Annotated in this window: 9 protein-coding genes and 1 other RNA gene; 6 read left to right on the top strand and 4 right to left on the bottom strand. The window is 41.0% G+C overall.

Annotation, left to right across the window (positions count from 1 at the left end; genetic code table 11):
* Positions 1-29: 29 nt before the first annotated feature.
* On the bottom strand, positions 30-1,010 hold the full coding sequence (locus HHO41_RS02540) for an NAD(P)H-dependent flavin oxidoreductase (protein WP_211171014.1): 981 nt from the start codon (positions 1,008-1,010) through the stop codon (positions 30-32).
* A gap of 188 nt (positions 1,011-1,198) precedes the next feature.
* Positions 1,199-2,101, bottom strand: coding sequence for a glutamate biosynthesis transcriptional regulator GltC (gltC, locus tag HHO41_RS02535; RefSeq protein ID WP_169095275.1), 903 nt, complete (start codon positions 2,099-2,101; stop codon positions 1,199-1,201).
* A gap of 122 nt (positions 2,102-2,223) precedes the next feature.
* On the opposite strand from gltC, the gene gltB reads away from it, so the two are divergent.
* The 5 genes from gltB to crcB (HHO41_RS02510) all read left to right on the top strand — a co-directional run bounded on the left by gltB (position 2,224) and on the right by crcB (HHO41_RS02510) (position 9,680).
* Positions 2,224-6,789: a glutamate synthase large subunit gene (gene gltB, locus HHO41_RS02530; protein WP_169095274.1), complete on the top strand. Its 4,566-nt coding sequence runs from the start codon at positions 2,224-2,226 to the stop codon at positions 6,787-6,789.
* Positions 6,790-6,805: 16 nt separating this feature from the next.
* A complete protein-coding gene (locus HHO41_RS02525; protein WP_169095273.1) occupies positions 6,806-8,290 on the top strand; it encodes a glutamate synthase subunit beta in 1,485 nt (494 codons plus the stop codon).
* Between the two features lie 139 nt (positions 8,291-8,429).
* Positions 8,430-8,708, top strand: a complete 279-nt coding sequence (locus HHO41_RS02520) for a hypothetical protein (protein ID WP_211171013.1) — start codon at positions 8,430-8,432, stop codon at positions 8,706-8,708.
* A 226-nt stretch (positions 8,709-8,934) separates the two neighbouring features.
* On the top strand, positions 8,935-9,321 hold the full coding sequence (gene crcB, locus HHO41_RS02515) for a fluoride efflux transporter CrcB (protein ID WP_169095271.1): 387 nt from the start codon (positions 8,935-8,937) through the stop codon (positions 9,319-9,321).
* Positions 9,321-9,680 carry a fluoride efflux transporter CrcB gene (gene crcB / locus HHO41_RS02510; protein WP_169095270.1) on the top strand — a complete coding sequence of 120 codons (360 nt, stop codon included), beginning with the start codon at positions 9,321-9,323 and terminating at the stop codon, positions 9,678-9,680. Before crcB (HHO41_RS02515) ends, crcB (HHO41_RS02510) begins: the two co-directional genes overlap by 1 nt.
* Positions 9,681-9,746: 66 nt before the next feature.
* On the opposite strand, the gene HHO41_RS02505 is transcribed toward crcB (HHO41_RS02510), so the two are convergent.
* Both HHO41_RS02505 and HHO41_RS02500 read right to left on the bottom strand, forming a co-directional pair.
* Positions 9,747-10,370 carry a DapH/DapD/GlmU-related protein gene (locus HHO41_RS02505; RefSeq protein ID WP_169095269.1) on the bottom strand — a complete coding sequence of 208 codons (624 nt, stop codon included), beginning with the start codon at positions 10,368-10,370 and terminating at the stop codon, positions 9,747-9,749.
* Positions 10,367-11,398, bottom strand: coding sequence for an LLM class flavin-dependent oxidoreductase (locus HHO41_RS02500; protein ID WP_169095268.1), 1,032 nt, complete (start codon positions 11,396-11,398; stop codon positions 10,367-10,369). Before HHO41_RS02500 ends, HHO41_RS02505 begins: the two co-directional genes overlap by 4 nt.
* 180 nt (positions 11,399-11,578) lie before the next feature.
* Between HHO41_RS02500 and ssrS the strand changes: the two genes are divergently transcribed.
* Positions 11,579-11,775: non-coding RNA, 6S RNA (gene ssrS, locus HHO41_RS02495), on the top strand.
* The last annotated feature ends 151 nt before the right edge of the window (positions 11,776-11,926 follow it).

Below are 11,926 nucleotides of genomic sequence, written 5' to 3'. Positions count from 1 at the left end.
AGGAATTGGATTTTTGTTCATATTTGGAATTATGCAGTTTGTGCAGCAGCATCATATTCAGCTGTAAGATTTTCGATAATCGTTTGGACTGGGAGAATATCGTGAATCTCAGCAACGCGTGCTCCAGCAAATACAAGACCATGCTCGACATCACCGCCAACAGAAGTGACAAGTGAATCAAGTGTACAGAAGCGATGTGAACAGCTCTTTAAACAGTCGATACATTTTTTGACTCTAACCTTTTTGTTATCACTGATAGAATCTGTGAACTGGTTAATTAATGCACGTCCTTGATAGCCAACCGTTGTTTTTACAAGAACAATGTCTTCTTCGGTTGCATCAAGATAGCGCTGTTTGAACACTTGAGGCGCATCGCATTCAACGGATGCAACGAAACGTGTACCCATTTGGACACCCGCTGCTCCCATATCAATTGCCTTCTTAATATCCGCACCTGTTAAAATTCCACCAGCAGCAATGACAGGAATCTTTACCGCTTCTACGACCTCTGGAAGAATATCAAACATTGGACGGTCTGTGCCTAAGTGTCCACCAGCCTCAAAGCCTTCCACCACAACAGCAGCAGCTCCAAGTTTTTCAGAGATTCGTGCTAACTTACCTGAAGAAACAATCGAAAGTACAGGAATACCTGCTTCACGACCCCATGCGTACATATCCCTTGAGATTCCAGCGCCGGAAATAATGAAATCAACTTTTTCTTCGATTGCTGCCTTCATTTTATCTGCAAAATCGTTCATAGCGAACAAAACATTTACACCTATATATCCTTGGCCATTAGTAAGTTCTCGTGCACGACGAATATGGTAACGCATTTCATCTACAGAAATACCAGTTCCGGAAATAATCCCGATACCGCCTGCATTGGCAACTGCAGCAGATAAGCCGCTTAAAGAAATGCCAATCCCCATACCGCCTTGCATAATTGGAACTTTTGGCGTCATATGTCCTATTGTTAGTTGTGGAAAGTTCAACATAATACCCCTTTTCAAAAATAATAATTGGTATACTTCCTTTGAACATAATTGGTTTTGAACTCAAAAGCAAGCCCCAACTATTACCAGGTACTAAAACTTGGTAACATAAACATTATACCATAAATCGACACAGATTACGGAATGTCAAAAAATTTTTTGTGAGGAAAATGAGTCCTTTTTGAAAACGGTTTCTTTCTATATAACTATCTGTATTGCTCAAGTTGGTAATAAAACTTTTTTACAAAGTCAAAAAATACTTTCTCTGATGGAGCAAGCTCGCGTTTCTTCGGAACGATTAACCCTACCGTACGTTTCACCGTAGGGGAGGTAATTGGTATTTTTACAGTAAGTGGCGGTGTGGAATCGAAGATGGTGCTCTTTGGTAGCAACGCAACACCCATGCCCGCAGAAACCAATCCTTTAATGGCGTCTAAATCCTCGCCAATTGTTGAGGTTCGCGGTGTGAAACCAGCTTGCTTACAGGCATCTATAACAATATTGTGTAAAATCATCCCCTCTGGAAAAAGCACAAATTCATCGTATCGCAACTCGTTTAAACGCAGCTTTTGGCGTTTAGCAAGGTGATGATTAATCGGAACAAGGGCAGAAATGGTTTCGGTAAACAATACATGCCCTTCGACATCTGCATCGTCTAGGGGAACTGGCCCTAAAAACGCAATATCAATCTCTCTATTCTTAACCGCATCAATTAAGAAACGATAAGATCCCTGTCTTAATTGAAAGCCGACATTTTCGTAGCGCTCTTTAAACGCGGAAATAACTGTAGGTAAAAAATGACTGGCAAGACTAGTAGGAAAGCCAATTTTGATTGTTCCTCTTTCGGGATCTAAATATTCATCTATCTGTTTTTTAGCATAATCAATAGATTTCAATGCAATTTCGGCATGCTCCAAAAAAAGCCGTCCTGCTGGCGTTAATTTAACATTTCGTCCATCCTTTTCAAACAATTGAACTCCAAGTTCTGTTTCTAAATTGGTGATTTGTCTACTAATCGCCGATTGCGCAATATGTAGAAATTGCGCGGCTTCTGATACATGTTCCCGATTTGCAACCTCGCAAAAATAGCGTAATTGTCGAACTTCCATTACCTACACCTCATCATATATATCGTTTTGAGAACAATTCTATCGAAATTATATATTGTTAATATCAATCTTAACAGATAGTATTGTTTTAGGAAACAAAAAGTGAAACGGGGGAGAAAAAAATGTCGTTTAATCAACTTCCAATTGCACAGGGTCTCTACCGTCCGGATTTTGAACACGATGCATGTGGAATCGGATTGTATGCAAATATTAAAGGAAAAGCTTCGCACGATATTGTCAAAAAGGGATTACAAATGCTCTGTAAGTTGGATCATCGCGGTGGTCAAGGTAGCGATCCGCTTACTGGAGATGGCGCGGGAATCATGGTTCAAATCCCTGATGAATTTTTTAGAAAAGCATGTCCGGAGCTTAGCTTACCTGTAAAGGGACGTTACGGTGTTGGAATGATCTTCTTTACTAATGATGTTCAATCGCGAAATGATATAGAAGATTATATTAATAATCTCGTTGCATTTGAAGGTCAGACGGTACTTGGTTGGAGAGATGTGCCTGTAAATGTCGAAAAACTTGGAACAGTCGGAAAAGAGAGTCAACCGTTTATTCGACAAGTTTTTATTGGTGCCAATCCAGATCTTATTGATGAATTAGCGTTTGAACGTAAATTATATGTCATTCGCAAGCAAGTAGAATTTTTTGCACAAGAAAGAGAAGCTCGACTTTACTTTGCAAGCCTTTCTTCACAAACAATCGTTTATAAAGGTTTGTTAACTCCTGATCAAGTTGATGAATTTTATCTTGATCTTCAAGATGAGGCATTTGTTTCAGCATTTTCTTTAGTGCATTCTCGCTTTAGCACGAATACATTTCCAAGCTGGGAAAGAGCCCATCCGAATCGCTATTTGATTCATAATGGTGAAATTAATACGCTTCGTGGAAATATCAATTGGATGAAAGCACGTGAGCAGCAATTTGTATCAGAGGCATTCGGCAATGATTTGCATAAAGTACTTCCGGTTTTAGATACAACAGGAAGTGATTCATCGATGCTAGATAATGCGTTTGAATTTTTCGTTCTAGCAGGTCGTTCACCAGCTCATACAGCAATGATGTTAATTCCTGAGCCATGGACTGAGAATCCACATATTTCTGAGGAGAAAAGAGCGTTCTATCAATATCACAGTTCGCTAATGGAACCATGGGATGGTCCAACAGCGATTTCATTCACGAATGGAAAGCAAATTGGGGCAATTTTAGATCGAAACGGTCTTCGTCCGGCTCGTTACTATGTGACGAAAGATGACTATATTATTCTTTCTTCAGAAGTAGGGGTAGTTGATGTTGAAGAGAAAAACGTTCTATATAAAGAACGTCTAAGCCCAGGAAAAATGCTATTGATTGATTTGGAACAAGGCCGAATCATTGCTGATGAAGAAATAAAATCAGAAATGGCAAATGCTAAACCATACCAACAATGGCTTGATCAACATCTTGTAAAATTAAACAATGAATTCAATGAAAGTAATCTTGAGCCGTTACCGACATTACGGGTTCGCAAAAAGGCCTTTGGTTATACCCATGAGGATATTAACAAATATTTAATTCCAGTCGTGACTGAAGGGAAAGATCCGCTTGGTTCGATGGGTACAGATACTCCACTTGCGGTATTGTCTGAACGTCCGCAATCACTGTTTAATTATTTTAAACAATCATTTGCACAGGTAACAAATCCGCCAATTGACGCCATTCGTGAGCACATCGTCACTTCGACATCAACCCTATTAGGTGCGGAGGGGAATCTGCTTCACCCGAATGAAGAAAATGCACGTCGGATCGAATTAGATTCATTTGTATTGTCAAATGATCAACTTGATCAGCTTAAAACTGGATTTACAGAGAATTTCACTAGTCGGACAATAGAAAGCTTATTCACTGGTAATTTAAAACAAAGACTAGTCGAAATTTGTGAAGAAGCAGAGCAAGCAATTGTTGACGGAGTCAAATTACTAATTTTATCAGATCGAAATATGGACACACAAAAGGTGGCAATTCCAGTTTTACTTGCTGCTAGTGCGCTGCACCAGCATTTGGTCCGTCGCGGCAGCAGAACCGAAGTGAGCATTATTGTTGAATCTGGTGAAACACGTGAGGTTCATCATTTTGCAGCATTGTTAGGTTACGGGGTCGATGCCATTAATCCTTATCTCGTGTTTGAAGTTTATAAAAAAGCAATTAAAGACGGAATTCTTTCTTTAAGCTACAGGGATGCAGCTGAAAAATATATGAAGGCAATCACTGAAGGCGTTGTAAAGGTGATGTCTAAAATGGGAATTTCTACGGTACAGAGCTATCGTGGTGCGCAGATTTTTGAAGCGGTTGGACTTGGCTATGATTTGATTGAACAATATTTCTCTGGCACAGCTTCTCAAATCGGCGGTATCGATTTAGACGTAATCGCCAAGGAAGCCAGCTTGCGCCATGAAGAAGCCTATACAGCAAATGTGGATGAAACGCTTGATTCAGGTAGTGAGTTCCAATGGCGTAAAAACGGAGAGCATCATGCTTTCAATCCAACAACGATACACACATTACAATTATCTACTCGTAAAAATGATTATCAAATCTATAAACAGTTCTCAAATGCAGCTAACGAAGAGCGTATGGGCTTTTTACGAAATTTATTTACATTTAGTGAAGATCGTCAACCTGTATCTGTTGAAGAGGTAGAATCAGTCGAATCGATCCTGCATCGCTTTAAGACTGGTGCCATGTCATTTGGCTCTATCAGCCAAGAAGCACATGAGGCATTGGCAATTGCGATGAATCGAATTGGAGCAAAAAGCAATAGCGGTGAAGGTGGCGAAAATCCTGCCCGATACATCCCTGATGCAAATGGTGATTCTCGTCGCAGTGCCATCAAACAAATTGCTTCTGGTCGTTTCGGCGTTAAAAGTCATTACTTAGTGAATGCCAATGAGATTCAAATTAAAATGGCACAAGGTGCAAAGCCTGGTGAGGGGGGACAGCTCCCTGGAAATAAAGTATATCCTTGGGTTGCTGAGGTACGCGGCTCTACGCCGGGAGTAGGCTTAATTTCACCGCCACCGCATCACGATATTTATTCAATTGAAGATTTAGCTCAATTAATCCATGATATGAAAAATGCTAATCGCGATGCTCGCATTAGCGTCAAGCTTGTTTCAAAAGCAGGTGTGGGAACAATCGCAGCCGGTGTCGCAAAGGGTGCGGCAGATGTTATTGTCATCAGTGGTTATGATGGTGGTACAGGAGCTTCACCAAAAACAAGTATCAAACATACTGGTATGCCTTGGGAGCTAGGTTTAGCCGAAGCTCATCAAACGCTCATGCTTAACGGCTTGCGTGATCGGGTTGTTCTTGAGACGGATGGTAAATTAATGACTGGTCGCGATGTTGTCATGGCAGCATTACTCGGTGCTGAGGAATTTGGATTTGCAACGGCTCCGCTTGTAGTCCTTGGTTGTGTCATGATGCGTGCTTGTCATCTGGATACTTGTCCGGTTGGGGTAGCAACGCAAAACCCAGAATTACGTAAAAAATTCGTTGGTGACCCTGATTATATCGTTAATTACTTCACATTTGTCGCTCAGGAAGTAAGAGAAATGATGGCTGAGTTAGGCTTTAGAACAGTTGAAGAAATGGTTGGACGTACTGATGTACTAAAGGTGAGCGAACGTGCGCAAAATCATTGGAAGGCGAAATACCTTGATTTAACTACATTATTAGTACAACCAGAAGGAAACCGTACATTCAGCTCGCCACAGGATCATAAAATTGAGAAATCATTGGATATGCGTGAGATTTTACCAGCTGTTCAAGCGGCACTTCTTAACAAAGATAAGGTTGATATGTCTCTATCTATTAAAAATATTGATCGTGTTGTAGGTACGATTGTCGGAAGTGAAATTTCCAAAAAATATGGCCTTGATGGATTGCCTGAAGATACCATTACGCTTCGTTTTACCGGTTCTGCAGGTCAAAGCTTTGGCGCATTTATTCCAAATGGGATGACGATGTACCTAACAGGAGATGCCAACGATTACGTCGGTAAAGGCCTATCTGGCGGGAAAATTATTGTTTCAGCAAAAGCGGAACTTGCTCTAGATTCAGCAGAGAACGTAATCGCTGGAAATATTGCTCTATACGGTGCAACAAGTGGTGAAGCATATTTCAACGGTCTTGCAGGTGAACGCTTCTGTGTTCGAAACAGTGGTGCTGATGCGGTTGTCGAAGGTGTAGGAGATCATGGCTGTGAATATATGACTGGTGGTCATGCCGTAGTACTTGGCCCGATTGGTAAAAACTTTGCTGCGGGTATGTCAGGCGGAATTGCTTACCTATTATCAGACGACCATGAAGCTACGAAAAAACTTTGTAATCAAGAGATGATTGAATTCGAAGCTTTAACTGACGCGCAGGAAATCACTGAATTAAAGCAATTGGTGCTAAAGCATCATCAATATACAGGTAGTCCATTGGCTAATGATGTCTTGAATAACTGGGATGATTTTGTCGGTAAGTTCTTGAAGATTATTCCAAAGGATTACAAACGAATGATCCAGCAAATTCAGAAACAAAAGCAGAGCGGATTAACGAGTGAAGAGGCAGTAATGAAAGCATTTGAAGCAAATGTAAGTGAACAGAAAGCCCCTTCAAATGAAAAAGAATTACTGGAAACAGTAGGAAATTAAGGAAGGGGAGAGGAAGATGGGAAAAGCAACCGGATTTATGGAGTTTGTTCGTGAAGAGGCAAAGGAACGCAATCCAAAAACACGTGTAAGCGATTGGAATGAATACTCTGCACCTTTCTCCGATGACGCATTAATGAGACAAGGGGCCCGCTGTATGGATTGCGGGACTCCTTTCTGCCACATGGGTATGGAGCTAAATGGTTTAACCTCAGGTTGTCCACTGCACAATCTTATTCCAGAGTGGAATGATTTAGTATTTAAAGGCAGATGGCAAGAAGCATTAGAACGTCTTTCAAAGACAAATAATTTTCCAGAATTTACAGGTAGAGTATGTCCGGCACCTTGTGAAGGTTCTTGTACTGTTAACTTAACAAATGAACCAGCAGTAGCCATTAAGAATATTGAACGTGCCATTATCGATAAAGGTTTTGCTGAAGGATGGATTACACCACGAGTTCCAGCGGTTCGGACAGGCAAAAAAGTGGCAGTGATCGGTTCAGGTCCCGCGGGATTAGCAGCGGCTGATCAATTAAATCAAGCTGGCCACAGCGTTACGGTTTATGAAAAGGATGACCGGTTCGGTGGCTTGCTTATGTACGGAATTCCAAATATGAAGTTGGATAAAGATGTCGTGCAGCGCCGGATTGAATTATTAGCTGAGGAAGAAATTCACTTCGTTCCAAACACAGAAGTGGGTAAGGATGTTACAGCCGCTGAGTTACAAGCACAATATGATGCCGTTATTTTGGCAATCGGTGCCCAAAAGCAACGTGACTTAGTATTGGAAGGTCGTTCAGCTGAAGGCATTCATTTTGCGATGGATTATTTAACTCAGGCAACAAAAAGCTTACTAGATTCTAATTTTGAAGACGGTCAATATATCGATGCGAATGGCAAGGATGTTATTGTCATTGGAGGCGGTGATACAGGTGCAGACTGTATGGCAACGGCGGTACGTCAAGGCTGTAATAGCGTTGTTCAATTCGGAAAGCATCCTAAGCTACCTGGCTCCCGTAATGCTGATAATATGTGGCCTGAGCAACCGCAAGTATTTACAATTGATTACGCTCATAAAGAGGCGGAAGCAGCTTTTGGCGGGGATCCTCGTCAATACTGTATCCAAACGAAGAAAATTGTCGCTGATGAAAACGGTCATGTGAAGGAGTTGCATACGATTCAAATGGAGAAATCCTTTGATGAAAATGGCAAAGCCGTCTTCACCGAACTTCCAGGAACTGAAAAGGTGTGGCCAGCACAATTGGTGTTGATTGCCATCGGCTTTGAAGGATCAGAGCAACAACTATTAACACAGTTTGAAGTTGAAACAGTGAATAATAAAGTAAGAGCTCAATACGGTAAATTTACAACGAATGTAGAAGGTGTGTTTGCAGCTGGAGACGTTCGACGTGGACAAAGTCTAATCGTTTGGGCCATTAACGAAGGTCGCGAAGTTGCACGTGAAGTTGACCGCTATTTAATGGGCAGCTCGAATTTGCCTTAATTTATGTTTTTAGAAGAAGGGTGTTTGCTATCCCTTCTTTTTCTTTTTCAAAATATTATTTTTAATAAGGACAAGTAACCACTCCACTTTTTATTATCCACATATAGTATTGTATATCGGAAATAGGAGGTGGATGGATATGGAAAAAAGACAAATGTTTGGTGGAGGATTCGGTGGCCAAGGCGGATTTGGTGGTCAAGGTGGCTTCGGCGGCCAAGGTGGCTACCATCACGGTCACGGGGGTTATTATCCAGGACACGGCTATCACCACGGTCATGGCGGATATTATCCAGGAATGGGTTATCATCACGGTCATGGCGGATACTATCCAGGAATGGGCTATCATCATGGTCAAGGCGGTTTTTATCCAGGACAGGGTTATTGGGGCTACAATCGTGATGACAAAAAAGAATCCTAATCGCTGGATTCTGTCAGGTCATGAAATATGCGGTTGTTTGGACAATTGTCTAATTTATAATCGGCAAAAATAAGAATCAGAAATGAATGTCGCCTTAGCTTCTGCCAATTCCAGGAGCCAAGCGGCATTCATTTTCTAATGCCAGTAGCTTTACGAAATGGGAAAATTTCATGTAAACTCTTATCATGAGTGAAAGAAAAATTTTAATCATACATAAGGTGAAGTTATGAAGATATTGATTGTGATGATCGGCGGATTTTTAGGTAGTATAAGTCGCTTTGGAATCGGGAAATGGTTAATGACGGATAGCAGCTTTCCGACTGGGACTTTCGTGATTAATATCATTGGCTGTTTCGCACTTGGTTGGCTCCTAACCACTGCAGCAATGAAAAAAAATATTCCAACAAATATTGTATTATTAGCAGGAACAGGCTTTCTTGGGTCGTTTACGACTTTTTCGACCTTCTCAGTCGAAACGATTAAGTTAATACATTCTGGAATGACTTCGGTGGCAGTCCTTTATGTACTTGGGTCCATTTTCATCGGGCTGTTATTTACTTTCTTTGGCTGGAAAACAGCTCTGCTAACGAGAAGGGAAGGTGGTGAGGCCTAATGATCTGGTTGATTGGTTTAGGGGGTTCAATTGGTGCCGCATTGCGGTATTGGATTGGACTACAATTTCAGCAGCACGTGAAATTAAAACAGCCATTTCCGCTTAGTACATGGCTAATAAATATTTCAGGGTCGTTTCTATTAGGTCTTTTAGCTAATTTTGAACTGAATCACCAATTACCTGAGTGGGCTTGGTATTTTGGCGGGGTAGGCTTTTGTGGGGCATTTACAACTTTCTCAACGTTTGGGTATGAGACGATTTCATTAGTTCTAAATCGAAAGATAGGTCTAGTCATTACATATGTTTGTACATCAGTTGTTACTGGTGCTATAGCAGCACTTTTAGGTTTTCAAATATAATAATTATTTAAGAGGGATCGAAAGGAAAGCTGGTCACAGCTAGGTCATGTGTCCAGCTTTATTATTTTATTTAGGAAAAACTTCTCCTTCACCGATATTTTTTGAAACAATAGCTCCTGCACGAATTACCGCACCATCACCAATTACCACATTCTCCATAATCACCGCATTAGGTCCGATAATAACTCCATCACCAATAACAACTGGTTCTGCATCAGGAGAGGAAATCACTCCTTTAATCACTACTCCAGCACCGATATGGCAGCCCGCTCCAATTTGAGCACCCCCACCAATAACAGCGTTCATGTCAATCAGCGTTTTTGAGCCAATTGAGACACCGATATTAACACAGGCACCCATCATTACGACAGCAGCATCCCCAATTTTCACACCTTCACGAATGACAGCACCTGGCTCGATTCGGGCGTTTATATCCTTTGTGTCTAATAGATTAATTAACGAATTGCGACGGTCATTTTCGATATGAACCTTTTCAATCACATCTGAAAAGGTTTCTAGTGCGAGTTTAATCTCTTCCCAGTCGCCGATGACAATTCCGCCTTCACCCATATCAATAACCTGACAGTCCTTACCAAAATCAATTGCTTTGATTCGTCCTTGAATAAAGGCCTTTGTTAACGTCTTCTTTTTAGATTGATTTAATTGCTTTAAAATATCATTATTTTTCATGTATTGTTCTTCTCTTTCATTATATTTGCAACGATTTCATAAGAGCGTAGCCGTGCCTGGTGGTCAAAAATCTGCGCATTCACCATTATTTCATTTGCACCTGTTTGGTTTAGAAACGCTCCAAGACTAGCTTTGACAGTTTTCGGACCACCGATAATGGAAGTGGCAAGTCGCTCTTGCAGGAGTGATTTTTCATAATCTGTCGTAATTTCCTCAATGTTTTCAATCGGTGAAGCTAATTTAGCTGGTTGATTACGAATCAAGTTAAGGAATTGCTGTTGCATTGAACTAGCTAGTATGCGAGCTTGTTCATCTGTATCAGCAGCAACGATATTTAAACCAACTATTGCGTATGGTTCGGTGAGAACTTCAGAAGGTTTAAAGCTTTTACGATATAATTCCAAAGCTGGCACCGTATATTCAGGTGAGAAATGGCTCGCGAAGGCAAACGGAAGCCCGAGTTGTCCAGCTAATCTGGCGCTGTAGCCGCTTGAGCCTAACAACCAAATCGGAATATCCAATCCTTCACCCGGAATCGCTCGCACTGCTTTCTTTGTGTTGGCATTAAAATAACCGCGCAACTCAGCTAATTGTTGTTGGAAATCATCATGGTTAAGATTGCGTCTTAATGCATGTGCCGTTAGTTGATCTGTCCCAGGTGCCCGACCAAGACCTAGATCGATTCGACCTGGAAATAATGATTCGAGAGTCCCGAACTGTTCTGCGATGACAAGACTTGCGTGGTTTGGGAGCATGATTCCGCCTGAGCCGACGCGAATTTCAGATGTACCACTTGCTACATGACCAATCACAACGGCGGTTGCTGAACTTGCGATACCCGGCATATTGTGGTGTTCTGCAAGCCAATATCGTCGATAACCCCATTTTTCAGCATGTTGTGCTAAATCTAATGTGTTTTTTAACGCATGTTGTGCTTTATTTCCTTCGATAATGGGTGCAAGGTCCAACACCGAATACGGTACTGAACTTAGTGGTTTACGTATATGAGTAATATTTGATTGTTCCATTTACGTCAGCTTCTTTCTTGATGTATTAATGTTGGATAAATATATTGTAACCAAACGAATTCTGTTCACATAAAAATATGCTCAAAAGGCAATAGACAAAATTTGAAAAATTGTTAATGATATACGAAAAATTCCAGTAGTTGTAATTGACTCGCGCGTAGTATTTATGTAATATAAGACCATAAGCTACGTTGTTCGTAACGATAATAAAGTTTTAACCTTTATACTTGGTTAGGGAGTTTAACATCGGTGCCCCTCCGACAAGCCTTCGTCTATATGACAGGGAGGACATACGGATTAGGTATCTGAGAACACCCACTTTGAGGAGTGGTGGTTTAAAACTTTCTTAATAAAGTTACGGCAAAGGTGGCTTGTACCTTTTATAAAACAATCAAACCAGATTCCTGATGAAGGAACCTGGTTTTTTTATTGTTTAGGAAATTATAAAATTCTCGACTTGTGGATAACTGTTCGATACACTGTTCGTATAAATCCTTAGGGGAATGGATATGGGTAAACAAAAGAGCG

Source organism: Bacillus sp. DNRA2 (genome assembly GCF_012843265.1).
GTDB lineage: Bacteria > Bacillota > Bacilli > Bacillales > Cytobacillaceae > Bacillus_BU.
This window is presented reverse-complemented; position numbering and strand designations above follow the sequence as displayed.